Below are 16,102 nucleotides of genomic sequence, written 5' to 3' on the forward strand. Positions count from 1 at the left end.
GTGTTTTTACTGACAATCCCAGCTTTTTTGCGAAAACGCGCGAGCTTAAACAAAATGGTACACCGCATATTTGTCTACAAGTGTACTATTTTGTCTATTTATTCGCTACCTAGGGACTAGCTCTTAATTACAATTTTTCAGGCCCGGCTCGATCGTGTTACAATTAAGCACCATCAGAATTCCTAGCGGATTACCGTTATTAACTTACTTGTTAACTTAGTTGTTAACCGAGTTGTCAACAGATCCGACACAGCATTTCTGAGGAGATTTGTCAAGTGCAAATTTGTCAAGTGTCAAATTGTCAAGAAATATTCGATCGGCTGTATCTAATTATAACTGGCACTATACATTCCCATGATCACATCTTCCACTTCAACCCCAGTTGCGCGCAAGCCCTCTAAATCAGAAGGTCTCAAAGAACGGAGCAACTATTTACGAGAACCCGTTGCGACTGAACTGTTACAAGAAACAACCCACTTCACCGAAGAAGGGATTCAGATTCTCAAATTTCACGGCTCGTACCAGCAAGACAACCGCGACAATCGAGTTAAAGGACAAGAAAAAGACTATCAGTTCATGCTCCGCACCCGCAATCCCGGCGGGTTCACTCCGCCGCAATTATACTTAGCCTTAGACAAGCTATCTGAAGAATACGGCAACCACACGATCCGCGTCACAACGCGCCAAGGTTTCCAACTGCACGGCGTGTTGAAAAAAAATCTTAAAGCAGTGTTTTCCTCAATTATTAAAAATATGGGGTCAACCTTGGGAGCTTGCGGCGACTTGAACCGCAACATCATGGCACCTCCGGCACCATACAAAAATCGCCCAGAATACCAGTATGCGCTGCAATACGCCAACAATGTCGCCGATTTACTGACACCGCAAACCGGTGCTTATTATGAAATTTGGTTGGATGGGGAAAAGGCTGTTTCGGCGGAAGAAGACCCCGCAGTGAAAGCTGCCAGACAGTCCAACCGCAACGGCACAACATTTGACGACAAAGAAGAACCGATTTACGGCAGCCATTATATGCCGCGCAAGTTCAAGTGTTCCGTCACCGTGCCGGGAGACAATTCAATTGACTTGTACTCTCAGGATTTGAGCTTGGTGGTAATTACCAATGAAGCTGGCGAATTGCAAGGTTTTGACGTGTTTGCTGGCGGCGGTTTGGGCCGCACTCACAACAAAGAAGAGACTTTTGCGCGGGTTGCTGATGAGATTTGCTATGTAGCCAAGGATGATGTTTACGATTTGGTCAAGGCAATTGTAGCAACCCAAAGAGATTACGGCGATCGCACAGACAGACGGCACGCGCGGCTGAAGTACCTGATTAACGACAAAGGTGTACAGTGGTTCCGCGAAAAAGTAGCCGAATATTTTGGCAAGCCGCTAGAAGCGTTTAAACCCCTGCCTGAGTGGAAGTATTTTGATTTCTTGGGCTGGAACGACCAGGGAGACGGTAAACTGTTTGTCGGCATTTCCGTGGACAATGGCCGGATCAAGGATGAAGGTTCATTTCAGCTAAAAACAGCTTTGCGGGAAATTGTGCAGAAGTACAACTTGCCGGTACTGGCGACGCCGCACCAAAACGTGCTGATTTACGATATTTCGCCGGATATCAAACAGGAAATTCAGGGAATACTCGATCGATGTGGCATTCAGCGGGAAACTGCGATCGACCCCTTAGTGCGCTATGGGATGGCCTGTCCAGCAATGCCGACTTGCGGGCTGGCGATTACCGAATCGGAGCGCGTGATGCCGAGCATTTTAGAGCGGATTCGGGCACTTTTAACCAAAGTGGGCTTGGCAGACGAGCATTTGGTGGTGCGGATGACTGGTTGCCCAAATGGATGCGCCCGCCCTTATATGGCAGAATTGGGGTTTGTCGGGAGTTCCCCGGAATCCTACCAGATTTGGCTGGGCGGTTCTCCCGATCAAACGCGGCTGGCAAAACCCATTGAGGAAAAGCTGCACGTCAAGGATTTTGAAGCTTTTCTGGAGCCGATTTTTGTTTATTTCAAGCAAAAACGGCAACTGAGCGAGAGTTTTGGCAATTTTTGCGATCGCGTCGGGTTAGAATCTATCCGTCAATTTGTAACCAACTACCAATCTGCTGACTCGATGACAACTGAGATTAATGATTTAAAAGTTACGTCTAGTAACGAAGATGAAAACGAGACTGCCACTGCTGGCGGTGGCAAAGTCCGCCGCCGGATTAGCGTCCGCGATGAAATCTACAACGAGCTCAAAGAAGAAGCAGCCCGTCAGGGCAAGCCGATTACACAGCTAGCTACAGAAGCGATTTCCACTTATTTAAAGAAGATTAAGGAGGAAGGATAAGCCGATTTTCGATTCTATTCAATAGACTTCTGGCAAAAGTAATATAAAGGCAGAGCATTTGCAGAAAAAACGTGAATTTGTAAAAGAATTCCGGTTGTAGATGCTTTGCCTTTATTGTTTTTTGAACAGTTGAAAGCCCCCTGCCTATCTCCTCTCATTCTCTCTTCCTCTGCGTTCTCTGCGTTCTCTGCGGTTAAATAAAAAAATCTCTAATAGAAAACGAACAATCCCAAATTCAATGCCTCAATTACAAAGATTAGCAATTACTGTCGCTCAAATTTGCGATCGCAAAATCGACTTAACTAGAGAACAGCAGCATTATTTAAATCGAGTGCTACGTTTGCAAGCGGGCGATCGATTTATTGCAATGGACGGCCGAGGACATTGGTGGTTAGCAGTCCTAGAAGCCCAGGAAACCGGGTTATTTGCCTCGATAACAGAGGAGATTGCTGTGAACAGGGAGCTACCAGTTGAAGTGACTTTGATGGCGGCATTGCCCAAGGGAAACGGGTTTGACGAGGTTGTGAGGCAGGCGACGGAGTTGGGTGTGGCAAGTATTGTGCCGGTAACGAGCGATCGAACTTTGCTCAAACCAAGTGCTCAGAAAGTCGATCGGTGGAGGAGAATTGCTGCGGAGGCGGCGGAACAGTCGGAACGTCAATTTGTGCCGACGATTTTAGAGCCGGTTTCGTTTGATGTGGCTGTGAAAGATTGCGGTCAAAAATATCGATTTATTTGTGTGGCTCGCGGGGACAATCGGCATTTGTGGGATTGTTTGATTGGTAGTTTCGCTCCCCCCTTTGTAGGGGCGGTGCCCCCGTGCCCGCCCCCTGGGGGAGAATTATCGATTGTCATAGCTATTGGCCCGGAGGGTGGATGGACTGAGGGTGAGGTGAAAAGGGCGATCGGATGGGGTTTTGAAGCTGTTTCTTTGGGGAGTAGAATTTTAAGAGCGGTGACAGCTCCGATTGTGGCTTTATCTTTAGTTGGCGCGGCCTTTGAGAAGTGCTAATATCCACCAAGCTGATCGGAGACTTGATGGGTTTGGCGATCGCAGCTAAAATGTAAATAGATAATTATCAGAGAAGTAATATGTTACAGTCAGTAGAGGGGATATACCGAAATGGCAAAATTGAGTTATTGGAAATGCCCGCCGACATAGAAGAAGCGCAAGTTATTGTTACTTTTATGCCAAAAGTAGGGTTAGTGAACTTGCAATCTCGCGGTATCAACCAGGAACAAGCAGCAGATTTACGGGTTCGGTTGAGTAGATTTGCTCCTGATTGGGAACTACCGGAGATGGATGCTTACGATGCCTTATAGTCGCGGTGATGTGGTTTTGGTTTTGTTCCCCAGCTCGGATTTGCGTACTGCGAAACGCCGTCCAGCTTTGAGAGTTCAAGCTAATAATCTGGGGACTGGTTTAGGGCAAACAATTACGGCAATGATTACTAGCAACTTAGCCCGTTCAGGACACCCAAGCCGGGTTTTTGTTTCCCTAGGAACACCGGAAGGGCAGCAAACGGGATTGCTAGCTGACTCGGTAATTATGACAGACAATCTTGTGACGCTTCTATAAGTTGAAATCGATCGCAAAATTGGTATTGTGTCGGATATGGTGGCAGTAGATGCAGCACTCAAGCACACTTTTGGAATCTGATAAAAAAAGGCGTTTTTATTCAGTAAATATAAAAAAATACTTAAATTAATCAAATCAACTCTGTCTCGTGTTAAGAGGAATTATCAGATAAATGGGTTGACGAGTCATGAAAATAGAGTTGAGGAAAGGTCGATCGCTCTTTTGGCCGATTCCCTACGGGATAGCTTCGCTTCACGCGCTTTTGGCAATTTTCGGTACAACATCAGTTTCTGCACAATCTCCGAGCTTTCCCATTGCTCAACAGATTAATTGCGATCGCCCCCAAGGGGATGCACAAGTCAGAGCTTGTATTCGGTTGAATTACGAAGCCTCCGATAAACGACTGAACGAGGTTTACAAACAACTGATTTCCCAATTGAGTGGCGAAGAGCGAGCGCTACTTTCCGAAGCACAATTAGGGTGGATTCAGTTAAGAGATAAAACCTGTGAATTTGAAGTTTATAAAAATCGTGGCGGTACCGGTTATCGAGGTTTCCTCAATGAATGTTTGGATCGCATGACTAAACAGCGCACTGCGGAATTAGAAAAGTATTAAAAAAAGAGATAGAATAGGAAGTACAGCGTACAATACCTGACAACAATAAAGAGAAACAAGTATTTATGAAAAGCCGATCGCCCTTCCCCCTCACCCTCGCCCTCATCTCAGCAATTGTAACCACCATCGTCCCAGCAGTTTTCGCCCAGCGACAGCCATCAGCTAACGAAATCTACATCGATAAAAATTGTAACCGTAACCAGCAACTAGCGCAACTTGAAAGATTCACTATCTTTAGCAGAAACGAATTTACAACTAACGGTCAAAACTATTGGTTATACGCCGCCCGCTATCTAGACGGAAGCGTGCTTTTCTGTACCTCAAAACCCAACTTCAACCAACCTAAACCTCTAACAGCAAAACAAATACAATCCCAATTTATTGACAAAATAGTCCGAGACCCCAACAACAAAACAGCCTTTATCATCGCAGTCAGAAACGGAAATGGCCCTGGTGCAACAACCACAAATTACCGCTTAGATTTGAGCAATGTCGATCGCCCAAAAGTCACCTCTCTCTCTCCCTCCTAGAGCGCCGAGAAACCTTAAAAGAAGGCGAATCCCGCGAACACGCCTTCCAAGGACGGGCTGGTCAACCTATTACGATCGACCTCAAAAGCAGAGCATTCGACCACAACATAACACTGTTCGACACCAGCGGCAAAAATATTGCCGAAAAAACAGGCAACTCCCAGAATCTCCGAGAGTCTCAACTCACCGTTAAATTGCCTAGTAACGGCACTTATAAAATAGTTGTTAAAGGAGGCGATCGCACAAGCAAAGGCACTTACACATTAAGCGTTAATTCCAATCAGCTTTAACTCAATTTAAACCAAGTGCTAAGCAAACTCAAAAACAGGTGTTTCAATCACCCTAATAGGCTTTCTATCTTCCAAAATCATCTTTTGCAACTCTTCCACAGTTTCAGGTGAAAAAAAATGATCTCCCGTTTCCACACACACTCTAGCAGGAACATTTTCAATAATAATAAACTTACCGTTGATTTCAAGCGTGTAAGTTACCTTTTGTTCCACCATTGTTTCTTTCCAGATATCATATCTATAAATTAACATAAAAGCCAAAATTGTTAACCAGTGGCGAAACCAACCAAACATCAGCCAAGATAGAAACAACGCCATTCCCCCAATCGCCATGACAGACATCAACCAAATAGCCGCCGCCCTAGAGGGTAAAGAATACAAACAAGCTGCCCAACTCATCAAACAACTACAAAAAGACTCCCCCGAAAATCCGTGGGTGCAATACTATATCGCCCGCTACTACGAACTCACCAACAATCTCGAAAAAGCCCAAACAACCTACAAACAAATACTCCGCGACATCACCAACGCCAAAATCGTCTCCCAGACCCGCCAAGCTATTCAACGGATTGAAACCGCACAACAAAACCTCCGCCAACAAGCCATAGAAACCGCCAAAAACGACCCCAGCAACCTCGAACCCGGACTCCTCATCCTCGAACCCGTGAGTCCCGAAAACAAACCCGCCGCCATTCAAAATATCAGCAGAATCTTTAAAATCGACGCCTACACAACCCGGATGCAAATCCAAAGCCGCGGCTGGAGACTCTACAAAACAGGCCCCATTGCCGAACTGCGAATTTATGGTCAAGAACTCCTCAACGCCGGCATTCCCGTATTTTGGGCAACCCTCAGCGATATTCAAAAAATCCAAATCTTCCGAGTGCAGCACTTCCAGTCTCTCTCTTCCCCAGCCGTTGTTTGCAAAGATAAACTCTCACGACTCGGTGCGATCGAATTTAGCTGGTCAGAAGTTACCCAAAGAGTAGAAGGCTTGTTGCCGATGTTCATCGAAGTCATGGACTACTCGCCCAACCGAAGAAAGGATCAATTTCGCCACAGAGAAATCCGGCAAGATTACGCTCAAATCTGTGACTTACACATTCCCAGCAGAAACTGCATTCTGCGAATTTGCGACCAAAGTTACGAATTTCAACAAGGAGTTAACTTCACCAAAGCTTCTGCAGATATCCCCACTTCACCGAACTCCAAAAACAAAACATCCAGAGTCACAAACTCTCAACAAATTCCTCAAAGTACAACCAGAATTAACTGGAATAACTTACTGGAAATATTCGATCGCCAGCTTGACGTTACAGTTTGGTCAGAATTTACGCCCTTTGCCGAGACCGTGCTCGATTACACGCAGATGTTGAGAAAGATCGAATCTCATATAGAAGTCGATCGCAAATCAGAAACTCCTTGGGACTCAGCTTTTCAGCTATACAGCGGATTAGCCTTCCTCAGAAATGAAAAAAATAGGGAATAGAACAAAGAGTTAAAATTAAAAATGAGTAATGCCATTTTTTTAATTTTTAACGCCAGCATTGGGAGTTATCCAATGCCCAATTCCCTATTATCAATTCCCAAATTCCTACTTCATTTTCACCTGACGGGCCATTTCCCGGAAATTGTTCATGCTAGGGCCGGGGGTGCGACGACTTCCATTTGGTGTCGGCATTAAATTATTAGGAGCAAAAGTCCGATTCGGTTCAGCTTGACTCGGCACTTTGCCGTTAGTTGCTGCAGCAGTCGGTACCTTCACGGGTTCCGAATTATTAGCAGGAGCGCTAGCGACTGGTTCGTTTTCTTTCTTAGACTTTTTCTCTACCTTAGCCTTCTTAGCCGGTTCGGACTTCTCAGACTTCTCAGACTTAACAGGCTCAACTTTTGTCGGTGCGATCGCAGCAGGCTCAGCCTTCGCCGGCGCAACTTTTGCTGGTTCCTTCGCTCCCGATTCGCCCAAATCTAGGAAATATTCAGACTTTTTCAAGCCCAACAGTCTGCCAAAAAAGCCGAAAATACCGCCGAAGAAATTTTTGATAAAACCAAACATTAGACTTACTCCTTTTGTTCTTTTAGAGAAATTTGTACAAGCTTGTCAACAAAGTTAGATTACGAGGTAAGGCAACCTTTGTCTACATTTATTCATCAAAATTTACATTTGGCTATATCTAAGCTAGCTCATCAAAGCAAATTTTAGGTATAAATACTCGCACTGCTTTGCACTTATTTACAAACTATCTCAGAATTTGTTAGGGATTCCCACTAATGGTCGATCGTACCTCGATCCGATTGGCTCGCTGTCCTAGTAGGGGTAAAACTCCCTAGGGGAGTGATTTATGCTGTAATCAGCAAGCAATTTTCTTTTCAAATGAACAGTTCGCTCGATCGCAATCCCGTCATCCTGATACACGGCATCTGGGACACAAAGATGATTTTCAGCAAAATGTGCGCCCGCCTCACCGAACTCGGATGGTCAGTCCACAGCCTCAACCTCACCCCCAACGACGGTAGCCTCGGCCTCGACTTACTGGCAAAGCAACTGGCAGACTACATCTCTGAAACCTTCGAGCCAGAACAATCTTTAGACATAGTAGGCTACAGCATGGGCGGCATCGTCAGCCGCTACTACGTCCAGCGACTCGGAGGAATCAACCGCGTACAGCGTTTCATCACTCTCTCTTCCCCCCACCACGGCACCCTCACCGCCTATTCCCTACGCCTACCAGGATACCTGGATATGCGCCCCGATAGTGGCTTGCTGCGCGATTTAAATCAAGATGTGACAATGCTCAAACGCATAAACTTTACATCAATGTGGACGCCATTTGACATAATGATTGTACCGGCGAACAGCTCCCAAATGCCAGTAGGTAAAGAAGTTAAAGTCAACGTTTTGCTGCACCGCCAAATGGTGACAGAGCCCCTAAGTATTAACGCATTAGTTGAAGAACTGAAAGCACCTATTGAAAATAAAATTCCCAGTTAAAAATGAATAGCAATTTTAGCCGAAACCCAGTCTTGCTAATTCACGGAATCTTCAGAAAATCGGGAATTTTTCACAAAATGTCTGCCTACCTGACCCAACTGGGATGGTCAGTCTACACCCTCAATCTCTCGCCCCATTGGGGCAACGCCAGCATAGACGAATTAGCCCAACAAATAGCAGATTATATAGACAAAACCTTTGCGCCAGAACAGCATCTAGATATAGTAGGATTGAGCATGGGCGGTTTAGTAACTCGTTACTACCTGCAAAGGTTAGGCGGCATTAACCGAGTGCAGCGCTTTATTGCCATATCTTCTCCTCACAGCGGTACTTGGATGGCTTACACTCTCTGGGGAAAAGGCTGCATCCAAATGCGTCCTGGCAGTGCTTTTTTGGAAGATTTAAATCGAGATGCGGCCTTGTTGGAAAAGCTCAATTTTACTTCAATTTGGACAGATTGGGATTTCATCATCGTACCCGCTTCTAGTTCCCAAATATCTGCTGCAAAAGAAGTAAAATTGTCTGTTTTCGCCCATGCCATGATGGCGAGGCATTCCAGCAGTTTAAAAGCGGTCGCTGAAGCACTGTCAGAACCCTTAAAGATTCATAAATAGCTGGCTGTAAAGTAAAACGCTCTGCTTTGAAAACCCCGATTTTTTTTTAGTAGGGGTTCGGTCTTCGGTATTTTCGAGTCTAGCTAAACGGATTTAAAATTTATTGATATAATCTTAATTGACACCCATAAAATCAACAATTATGATCGTCCTGCCCAAACTGGAAAAGCTGCGAGACACTCTGCCTATAGAAGGAGCAGTTCGCATTGAATTAGTGGAAGGAATACCGATTTTCCGAGCCTCTACAACAGTCAAAAATCGCATAGAAGAACTGTTGGAAAAACAACAAAATTTGCAACTCAATCCCGAAGAAGACCAAGAACTGAATCTTTACGAAGAAATCGACGATTACCTCAGTTTTGTCAATCGAACTGTCCGCAATCTTTTCTTGGGCCAGATTCAGCCTACAGTATAGAAATGTCAGATCGCCATTAAACAACTAATATCAAATCCGTTAGCCTCAGAATAATCGCTCTCTCTTCTCGAACTCTGCGTACTCTGCGTACTCTGCGGTTTAATCATTCCGAAAAATCAAACAGCATCGCCAACTTCAGCGTATTCGCTGCGACCAAAAATTGCTTCAGCTTCGCAGTAATACTTGAACTCCAGTATATTGTGGAAAGGGTCTTCTAAGAAGAAAGTACGGTGCTCTGTAGGCAAACCGACAAATCGCCGTCTCGGTTCTTGATAGAAATTTAACTTGTTTTGCTGGGCTTTTTCTAGCAACGCTTCCCAGTCAGCTTCGGAAGTAAAAATTAACCCAAAATGCCGAGGATAGATGCCTCGCTGAGGCGTCAAAGGTTCGCGGCTGACGTGGGCGACAATTTGATGGCCGCACAAACCCATAATCGCAGAATTAGGCGATTCGCGACCTAGTTCGCAGCCGAGCCCGTCTACATAGAACGCTTTTGTTTGGGCAATATCGGTCACGGGGAAGGCAAGATGAAATAAGACTTGGTTCATGGAGGTAGTAAATGCCGAATTCAGAATTGTTCTTTAATTATTTATCTTGGTCTAATCCTTGGTTGGTGGCGATCGCCCTAAATACAGTTTTACTCACGATCGCCACCATTGCTCCAAAAAAATTGCTCACTCCCGCTGGCCAATTTCACGGCTGGGGGCTGGGCGTCCTCATCTGGGGCTGTTTGGGATGGCAAGGCTATGCTGTCGTGATGTTTTACTTTCTTGTCGGATCGGGAGTTACCCGCATCGGCAAAGCCCAAAAAGAAGCAGAAGGCATAGCCGAAAAGCGTTCAGGCGCCAGAGGCCCCGAAAATGTCTGGGGTTCGGCTTTAACCGCTACTTTTTGTGCTCTGGGAGTTTTGGCATTATCTATTTTAGCAGAGACAGGCAAAATGTCTGTTTTAGGAGAGACAGCAAAGATGGCTGTTTTAGGAGAGACAGGCAAGATGCCTGTGCCACAAGATGCTATTTCTCTGTTATTGCTGGGTTACGCGGCGAGTTTTTGCACCAAACTTTCCGATACCTGCGCCAGCGAAATCGGCAAAGCTTACGGAAAGCGGACTTTTTTGATTACTAGCTTGCAGCCTGTACCTAGGGGTACGGAAGGGGCCGTTAGTTTGGAAGGAACGATCGCGGGTATTGTCGGCTCAATTTTGATGGCGCTTTTAAGTTGGGCAGTCGGTTTAATTGACTTGACAGGGATTGTTTTTTGTGTTGTTGCAGCTTTTATTGCCACGAACATCGAGAGTGTGATTGGGGCGACGGTGCAATCAAAGTTTGAGTGGCTCACCAACGAGGTAGTAAATTTTTTCAATACACTCATAGGAGCGATCGCAGCGATTATTTTAGCGGCAACCTGGAGAGCTTTTTTAACTTAGGAATGAGAATTAAATAACTTCCACTCTTGAAAGTGGGATGGGCGTCCCGCCCGTCCTTTTTGGACGGGCGGGACGCCCATCCCACAATAACAATTAAAATTGTAAGTTATTTAATTCGCGATCCTTAGTTAATCCTGGACGCATTCGCGACCCAAGAAACCTAGTTTTTTACGAGAATTCAAACGATTAATATTACGTCCGGTCGATTACCCCTAATACGGTAGGGGCTCTTTCACGACAAATATGTGCCAATAATTGACAATCTCAAAAACCCGCCCTTTTAATCGCTCGATCGGACATGATATAACACAGTATTTTTGGAAGAAAAAAACCCGGTTGCGCCGTCCAGGGCTATTAGCTATTAATCATTAGTCATTAGTCTCAAGCAATCAACTCCTGACTAATGATTAATAGTTAATCCAACTAAGCGTCGTCTTGCGGTCCAAAAACCATTTGTAAAATCATCGTCGGTTCGCCCCGCTTGTGATAGCGATCTGCCCAATTGCGAATAATTTCATCTAATTCCTCAAGAGCTTGGTCGAGCCGTTCCGGCGGAATATCCAAAGTCTCCATAATTCGCATCACCTTCGGTTGTTTTTCCGCCCAATCCTTCATCAGCCGGAAATATCTAGCCGTATCCTCAACCATAGTAAATGTCCGCTCTTCCTGCTCTGCGGGAGAGTAAGTAGCGCGGGTGAGGGCATAAAACGGCATTCCCCAAGGAGAATCAATGCGAGTTACTGTCCCAGAATAGATCAAGCGCCGCTTAATGTGTTCTGCTAGAGCTTCGCTCAAAGGCATTCGCCTTTCTGGAGACATATCTTCTTGCGATCGCCTGTGCAGAAACTCGATCAACTCCATAAACTGAAAAGAATTGATCAGTTGAGCATCAGGCGGATTCGGAGGAATCTTGCCTTCGAGATATTTTTTTTCATCTACAGTCAAATTGTTTCCCGGAATGCGAGGGCGTCCCGGCATCCAACCATACTGTTCCAGCCAGACATAAGGAAACTGAATCAAATATCTAGGTTCTTGCGAACCCAACATTTTCAGCAATTTTCCCTGAGTCAGAGCTTCCCGGACTTCTTCAACTATCACCTTCACCCGTTTAGGCTCAATGTGATGCAAATGTCCGGTCATCCGCAGGTTGTTGTCCTGCTCCATATAAGTCATATAAATGGCACACTTAGCCGCCGTTGCGGCCGCGTCTAGAAACGCCCCGTGCCTGTGCCCACTGGTTCTCATGGCGCTAAACGCCAGATATAGCATGATCTGATCCATTGCACTAGGGCTGAGGCTTTTGACCAGATCCAAAGAGTCATTTTTCATCACTATCCCCGAAATAGCCAAATTAGGAGGCATTTTGTCATCCTCCATTAAATTATTGCGAGAGCGCCGAATCAAGCATAGCCGACTGTCGCCGGAAAGCTTGCCAGCTACCCTAATATTCAGGTTAGTTAATTTCCCTGAGGTAACAGGGGCATGGGCTTAAAGGCTATCCACACCGCATAAGTGGTTCTTATTGGTGGCCAATTTAAGTAGATTGCTGCACCCTCTGCGCTGACAGTTTACCTATATATAAGTTAGTTATCGCAAGTTAATTATAGTGCAGCGGTTGAAAATTAAACCCTACCTGTGGGGGGGAGAAGGTAAATAACTGTTGCGATGCCAAGAATTTCAGGCGACTCCGATCCCCTAATTCTTGAATAGTCATGGATGCCCAAACCCGGTTCGATCGACTAAAATAAGCCTGTTGCATAATTGCGGGAAGATTTTGAGGGTTTTGTGGGATGGGATCTCGTAGCCCGTCCGCTGTATTTTCACAGCAGGCGGGACACCCCACAAGAATCCTCCTCAAATTGTACAACCCCAAAATAAGGGTGGAGCGCGAGAGATATCGTTTGAAAAACCCAGATGATCAGAGGCCTGTGGTTAGTTACTGTGTAATTGAAGCCTTTTCAATACAAAACCGCCACAGACTAGAATCTATCTCTAGGTAGATGGCTGTTTCCCGTTTATATGCTAACATTTTTCAAACAAAAAAGAATCTCCTCAGAACTGTCCACAAAAAGTGCAATTGTCGCTTAACCTGAAACACTAGAATTTTAGAAAATCCGATCGCGCGATCGAATGAACGGCCCGAAGCAACTCAGTTGTGGTCATCACTTGCGTCCAGTGTCATTAGAAATCTTGTAGCGGATGAGTGTAAACTGTAGGCTCAGTAAAATTTCTGCGTCTGCCCCTCTCAGCAGGGCGGTTGCCGCTTTGTTGAGTTTGGACTGACAACATATATTGGGCGGTGGCAGTTTCGACAATGGGGAGTGGAGATTCAAAAGCTTGAGCGGCGCTGGCACTCAAGGTAATGCCCAACAGGCTCAGTAAAGCAATTGCTGTGTAGGTTTTCATGGGTAGTATTTGTATCAGTATCTATTTAGAGATACGACATTACCCAGGCTGATCAGGATTAATTTCCCTGAAATTATCAAACTATAGAATCAGGAATCAGGAATCAGAAGGAAGAATCAGAAGGAAAAAGGAAGAAGGAATCAGGCTTAAGTTAAGCTATCTCGCATTTAAATTGTCTCCTAAAATCCTTGTATAAAAAGCGGAAAATTATCTTTCCCTCTCCCTTTCTCACCCTCTACCCCTCCCGAAGCAACAGACACTTTAGATGCGTAGCATCTGATCTATGAGAGCTGTCAGAAGTCGATGTAAAATGGAATAAATAAAATCTCTGGGTTCAGTAATAAAAAAAAAATCCTAATTGCACTACCCCGAAAGTTGCAATAATATACAAAACCGCCAAATACGAAATTCAATCTCTCGATAGATGGCGGTTTAAGGTTTATATGCTATCATCACTCACATAAAAGAAGAGCCTAATGACTGTAAACAAGAAATGCAGTGGCCTTGGAAACCTGAAAAACTAGCCTCCCAGGAAATCAGATTGAGCGCTCGACACGGGCGGCAGAAACTAACTCAATAACGGAAATCGCTTTCGTCCAATGTCATTAAAATGCTTGTAGTTGATGAGTGTAAAGATTAGGTTCACTGAACTCTCGGCGTCCGCTGCCTCTTTCAGGAGAACGATCGCCCCTTTGTTCGGTTTGGGCGGATAAAATGTATGAAGCGGTGGCAACTTCCAGCAGTCCGACGAGGGATTCAAAGGCTCGAACGACAGTGGCGCTCAAAGTAACGCCCAAAAGACTCTGTAAAGCAATTGGTGTGTAAGTTTGCATGGGGTTAGTATCCGTGTCATTGTCTATTAACTGATACGGACTCTCCCCGATCGATCAGGATAAATTTCTGTGAATTTTCGGATCTCTGCAAAAAACCCTACCTCTTCAATTCTACTGAGCCCGCCAGCAGCCAAGCACCTGCCGCATTCAGCCTACCCCATACAGTCAGAGGCTTTTCGGTTTCGCAATTGTGTAAAAATCTGTCGGTTTCCGAGTCCAAAGTCACAAGTTGCCAAGTTTGACCGGCTAAGGATGCAGGGCTTGTCAGCGTTAGTGTCCAGTCTTGTTCGCCGAGGCGACGGAAAATGCCCGAAAATTGGCTGTGGGTATTTGCTTTTTGGCTGCTTTGTTTCTCTACTGACTCCTGACATTCGCCACTGGCGGGATATGCTTGGGGTTGATCGAGATAATAGCGTTGCCAGTCGAGCCAGTCCGATCGCCCCCGTGTCAAATTAAATAAAGGAATAACCGCCGCACTCGCCTCGGAATCTTGCAGCAAAGCTTCCTGCAACACTCTCACCGGCAACTCCCGCGGCTGACATCCAGATTCCGCGCACAAAGCCGCCGCCATCCCCGCCGCCTGTCCAATATTCATTACTGTCGGTTGCAAGCGAGTTGCACCGTTGGCGATGTGAGAGACGGAAATATTTTTTTCGCAGACTAGCAAACCGTCTGTACTCGCAGGAATTAGCGCGCTGTAAGGAATGGTAAACGGAGTCCCCGTCCAGCGGCCGCCCCAGCGGATCGATTTGGGCTGCAAGGGAATGTCGCCACTGGTGTAGTGGTGGTCATTGGCGTAGTTGCCGATCGCAATTGTTTCACAAATACCCTCAGAATTTATCGGCAACTTCGCGACTCTGCCACCGACAATAGGCAAAATATCTTGTTCTGTGACTGTACTTATCCCTCGCAAGCGCCGACTTTCTCGGTAGTAAGGATGTAAGGCAAAGGAAGAAAGAAGGGAAGAATTTTGTTGATTGTCGATCGTTGAAATCGGGAAAATATTCTGTGCTAGGCCGTAGCGGGGGCCGAGTTGCGTTTGAATGAAGCGGGCGAAACTTTGAGTATGCCAGAGACTTTCTTGGAGGAATTCTTGTCGAGATGTTTCTGATTTAATGAGTCGATCGACCCCTTCACCATAATCATTACCTCGAATCGGCCAATTAATCATCAACAATCCCCCTGGCAGCCTGCCGTAATTGAGAAATTGTTCGGGAGTGTAACCGTCCCAAGCACCCATAAATCGATCGGGATTGTCTACAGGTGGCGCGGGAATTTCTGGCCCGGCTGCACCTTTACCAAAATCCTGCATAATTGCCACCCAAGTCGGAGCTTGCACCGAATACCTCTGTGTGAGAGCATTAGAGGCAGCCGGCGCGCTGGGTTCTCCCCACTCGGCTTGGAATTCCCAACCCCAGCGGTGTCCAACCTCCGCTAAAGCCAGCAAATCTCCCAATTCCGTTGCATCCAAAGTGATTTTGGCCGAAACCGTAAAATCTGCAAACCGAACGCCAGAAATGCGAGATTCTTCCCTTAGCACATCTTGAGCAGTTTGTCCAGAAATCCAGTGCAAGTTCGGCAAACATTTAACCCAATCAGCGAAAATTTCAGCACCGGTGCGGGGATCGTAAGTAAAAAAACTTACCCAGCCCCAATCCAAACCTCCCGGCTGTCGCTGCTGGAGTTCCCGCAAAAACGCGCCCCACAAACCGGTTTGAAAAGCTGCTAATTCATTGCCATCGGGGGCCGAAACGCCAGCCGAAGTCAGCATTCCTCCCAGCCAGGGGAATTCGCTTACTAAAATAGTTTTGGCACCTCGGCGGGCTGCTTGCACGGCTGCTGCTGTGCCGCCGGTGCCGCCACCGACGACCAAAACATCTGCTTTTAAGGTTGGGGACATGGGGAATAGGATTTTAGATTTTAGATTTTAGATTTTAGATTGCAAGAGGCTCATTCATCATGTAAGGTGCGACCACAAGCACCCAGAGGATAGATGTTCGGCGTTGGCGATCGCCCATTGAATGTAAGGGTACACAGGCGGCGCACCCTACGGATTTT

General features: G+C 46.0%; 18 protein-coding genes. 11 read left to right on the forward strand and 7 right to left on the reverse strand.

The window, feature by feature from the left end:
* The first annotated feature begins 354 nt into the window (after window positions 1-354).
* The 6 genes from sir to QT990_RS15885 all read left to right on the forward strand — a co-directional run bounded on the left by sir (window position 355) and on the right by QT990_RS15885 (window position 5,068).
* Complete coding sequence (gene sir, locus QT990_RS15860; RefSeq protein ID WP_333412961.1) at window positions 355-2,343, forward strand: sulfite reductase, ferredoxin dependent; 1,989 nt, start codon at window positions 355-357, stop codon at window positions 2,341-2,343.
* Between the two features lie 238 nt (window positions 2,344-2,581).
* Window positions 2,582-3,355: a 16S rRNA (uracil(1498)-N(3))-methyltransferase gene (locus QT990_RS15865; RefSeq protein WP_333147871.1), complete on the forward strand. Its 774-nt coding sequence runs from the start codon at window positions 2,582-2,584 to the stop codon at window positions 3,353-3,355.
* A gap of 80 nt (window positions 3,356-3,435) precedes the next feature.
* Window positions 3,436-3,666, forward strand: coding sequence for a hypothetical protein (locus tag QT990_RS15870; protein ID WP_333147873.1), 231 nt, complete (start codon window positions 3,436-3,438; stop codon window positions 3,664-3,666).
* Entirely contained in the window at window positions 3,656-3,922 is a 267-nt protein-coding gene (locus tag QT990_RS15875) for a type II toxin-antitoxin system PemK/MazF family toxin (protein ID WP_333465461.1), read from the forward strand. Before QT990_RS15870 ends, QT990_RS15875 begins: the two co-directional genes overlap by 11 nt.
* Before the next feature lie 187 nt (window positions 3,923-4,109).
* Window positions 4,110-4,538 (forward strand): lysozyme inhibitor LprI family protein, encoded by a 429-nt coding sequence (locus QT990_RS15880; RefSeq protein WP_333147877.1) that lies wholly within the window; start codon window positions 4,110-4,112, stop codon window positions 4,536-4,538.
* Window positions 4,539-4,603: 65 nt separating this feature from the next.
* Window positions 4,604-5,068, forward strand: coding sequence for a hypothetical protein (locus QT990_RS15885; protein ID WP_333147879.1), 465 nt, complete (start codon window positions 4,604-4,606; stop codon window positions 5,066-5,068).
* 308 nt (window positions 5,069-5,376) lie between these two features.
* Here QT990_RS15885 and QT990_RS15890 read toward each other — a convergent pair whose 3' ends face one another.
* Entirely contained in the window at window positions 5,377-5,700 is a 324-nt protein-coding gene (locus tag QT990_RS15890; protein ID WP_333412966.1) for a YgiT-type zinc finger protein, read from the reverse strand.
* Here QT990_RS15890 and QT990_RS15895 point away from each other — a divergent pair.
* A complete protein-coding gene (locus QT990_RS15895; protein ID WP_333412968.1) occupies window positions 5,690-6,847 on the forward strand; it encodes a tetratricopeptide repeat protein in 1,158 nt (385 codons plus the stop codon). The genes QT990_RS15890 and QT990_RS15895 overlap by 11 nt on opposite strands.
* 105 nt (window positions 6,848-6,952) lie before the next feature.
* Here QT990_RS15895 and QT990_RS15900 read toward each other — a convergent pair whose 3' ends face one another.
* Window positions 6,953-7,414 carry a hypothetical protein gene (locus QT990_RS15900; RefSeq protein ID WP_333147887.1) on the reverse strand — a complete coding sequence of 154 codons (462 nt, stop codon included), beginning with the start codon at window positions 7,412-7,414 and terminating at the stop codon, window positions 6,953-6,955.
* 318 nt (window positions 7,415-7,732) lie between these two features.
* Here QT990_RS15900 and QT990_RS15905 point away from each other — a divergent pair, with 318 nt between their 5' ends.
* From QT990_RS15905 to QT990_RS15915, 3 genes are all read left to right on the forward strand, one after another.
* On the forward strand, window positions 7,733-8,350 hold the full coding sequence (locus tag QT990_RS15905) for an alpha/beta fold hydrolase (protein ID WP_333307061.1): 618 nt from the start codon (window positions 7,733-7,735) through the stop codon (window positions 8,348-8,350).
* A gap of 2 nt (window positions 8,351-8,352) precedes the next feature.
* A complete protein-coding gene (locus tag QT990_RS15910) occupies window positions 8,353-8,964 on the forward strand; it encodes an alpha/beta fold hydrolase (protein WP_333307063.1) in 612 nt (203 codons plus the stop codon).
* Between the two features lie 142 nt (window positions 8,965-9,106).
* Window positions 9,107-9,379 (forward strand): hypothetical protein, encoded by a 273-nt coding sequence (locus QT990_RS15915; protein WP_333044472.1) that lies wholly within the window; start codon window positions 9,107-9,109, stop codon window positions 9,377-9,379.
* A gap of 116 nt (window positions 9,380-9,495) precedes the next feature.
* On the opposite strand, the gene QT990_RS15920 is transcribed toward QT990_RS15915, so the two are convergent.
* Window positions 9,496-9,927 carry a VOC family protein gene (locus tag QT990_RS15920; protein ID WP_333148384.1) on the reverse strand — a complete coding sequence of 144 codons (432 nt, stop codon included), beginning with the start codon at window positions 9,925-9,927 and terminating at the stop codon, window positions 9,496-9,498.
* Window positions 9,928-9,938: 11 nt separating this feature from the next.
* Here QT990_RS15920 and QT990_RS15925 point away from each other — a divergent pair, with 11 nt between their 5' ends.
* Window positions 9,939-10,805, forward strand: a complete 867-nt coding sequence (locus QT990_RS15925; protein WP_333465462.1) for a DUF92 domain-containing protein — start codon at window positions 9,939-9,941, stop codon at window positions 10,803-10,805.
* Between the two features lie 423 nt (window positions 10,806-11,228).
* Here the strand turns inward: QT990_RS15925 and hetR are convergent, their stop codons facing one another.
* From hetR to QT990_RS15945, 4 genes are all read right to left on the reverse strand, one after another.
* Window positions 11,229-12,134 (reverse strand): heterocyst differentiation master regulator HetR, encoded by a 906-nt coding sequence (hetR, locus tag QT990_RS15930; protein WP_333034952.1) that lies wholly within the window; start codon window positions 12,132-12,134, stop codon window positions 11,229-11,231.
* An 852-nt stretch (window positions 12,135-12,986) separates the two neighbouring features.
* Entirely contained in the window at window positions 12,987-13,211 is a 225-nt protein-coding gene (locus QT990_RS15935) for a hypothetical protein (RefSeq protein ID WP_333142682.1), read from the reverse strand.
* 605 nt (window positions 13,212-13,816) lie between these two features.
* On the reverse strand, window positions 13,817-14,044 hold the full coding sequence (patX, locus tag QT990_RS15940; protein ID WP_333142683.1) for a heterocyst-inhibiting protein PatX: 228 nt from the start codon (window positions 14,042-14,044) through the stop codon (window positions 13,817-13,819).
* A gap of 97 nt (window positions 14,045-14,141) precedes the next feature.
* On the reverse strand, window positions 14,142-15,944 hold the full coding sequence (locus QT990_RS15945) for an FAD-dependent oxidoreductase (protein WP_333465463.1): 1,803 nt from the start codon (window positions 15,942-15,944) through the stop codon (window positions 14,142-14,144).
* Window positions 15,945-16,102: the final 158 nt, after the last annotated feature.

This window comes from Microcoleus sp. T3_B1 (assembly GCF_036700445.1).
Taxonomy (GTDB): Bacteria; Cyanobacteriota; Cyanobacteriia; order Cyanobacteriales; family Microcoleaceae; genus Microcoleus.

What these genes read in the sequence shown, in the direction of transcription:
- sir (WP_333412961.1), top strand. Translation starts at nt 355, where the DNA reads ATGATCACATCTTCCACTTCAACCCCAGTTGCGCGCAAGCCCTCTAAA.
- QT990_RS15865 (WP_333147871.1), top strand. Translation starts at nt 2,582, where the DNA reads ATGCCTCAATTACAAAGATTAGCAATTACTGTCGCTCAAATTTGCGAT.
- QT990_RS15870 (WP_333147873.1), top strand. Translation starts at nt 3,436, where the DNA reads ATGTTACAGTCAGTAGAGGGGATATACCGAAATGGCAAAATTGAGTTA.
- QT990_RS15875 (WP_333465461.1), top strand. Translation starts at nt 3,656, where the DNA reads ATGCCTTATAGTCGCGGTGATGTGGTTTTGGTTTTGTTCCCCAGCTCG.
- QT990_RS15880 (WP_333147877.1), top strand. Translation starts at nt 4,110, where the DNA reads ATGAAAATAGAGTTGAGGAAAGGTCGATCGCTCTTTTGGCCGATTCCC.
- QT990_RS15885 (WP_333147879.1), top strand. Translation starts at nt 4,604, where the DNA reads ATGAAAAGCCGATCGCCCTTCCCCCTCACCCTCGCCCTCATCTCAGCA.
- QT990_RS15895 (WP_333412968.1), top strand. Translation starts at nt 5,690, where the DNA reads ATGACAGACATCAACCAAATAGCCGCCGCCCTAGAGGGTAAAGAATAC.
- QT990_RS15890 (WP_333412966.1), bottom strand. Translation starts at nt 5,700, where the DNA reads ATGTCTGTCATGGCGATTGGGGGAATGGCGTTGTTTCTATCTTGGCTG.
- QT990_RS15900 (WP_333147887.1), bottom strand. Translation starts at nt 7,414, where the DNA reads ATGTTTGGTTTTATCAAAAATTTCTTCGGCGGTATTTTCGGCTTTTTT.
- QT990_RS15905 (WP_333307061.1), top strand. Translation starts at nt 7,733, where the DNA reads ATGAACAGTTCGCTCGATCGCAATCCCGTCATCCTGATACACGGCATC.
- QT990_RS15910 (WP_333307063.1), top strand. Translation starts at nt 8,353, where the DNA reads ATGAATAGCAATTTTAGCCGAAACCCAGTCTTGCTAATTCACGGAATC.
- QT990_RS15915 (WP_333044472.1), top strand. Translation starts at nt 9,107, where the DNA reads ATGATCGTCCTGCCCAAACTGGAAAAGCTGCGAGACACTCTGCCTATA.
- QT990_RS15920 (WP_333148384.1), bottom strand. Translation starts at nt 9,927, where the DNA reads ATGAACCAAGTCTTATTTCATCTTGCCTTCCCCGTGACCGATATTGCC.
- QT990_RS15925 (WP_333465462.1), top strand. Translation starts at nt 9,939, where the DNA reads ATGCCGAATTCAGAATTGTTCTTTAATTATTTATCTTGGTCTAATCCT.
- hetR (WP_333034952.1), bottom strand. Translation starts at nt 12,134, where the DNA reads ATGAAAAATGACTCTTTGGATCTGGTCAAAAGCCTCAGCCCTAGTGCA.
- QT990_RS15935 (WP_333142682.1), bottom strand. Translation starts at nt 13,211, where the DNA reads ATGAAAACCTACACAGCAATTGCTTTACTGAGCCTGTTGGGCATTACC.
- patX (WP_333142683.1), bottom strand. Translation starts at nt 14,044, where the DNA reads ATGCAAACTTACACACCAATTGCTTTACAGAGTCTTTTGGGCGTTACT.
- QT990_RS15945 (WP_333465463.1), bottom strand. Translation starts at nt 15,944, where the DNA reads ATGTCCCCAACCTTAAAAGCAGATGTTTTGGTCGTCGGTGGCGGCACC.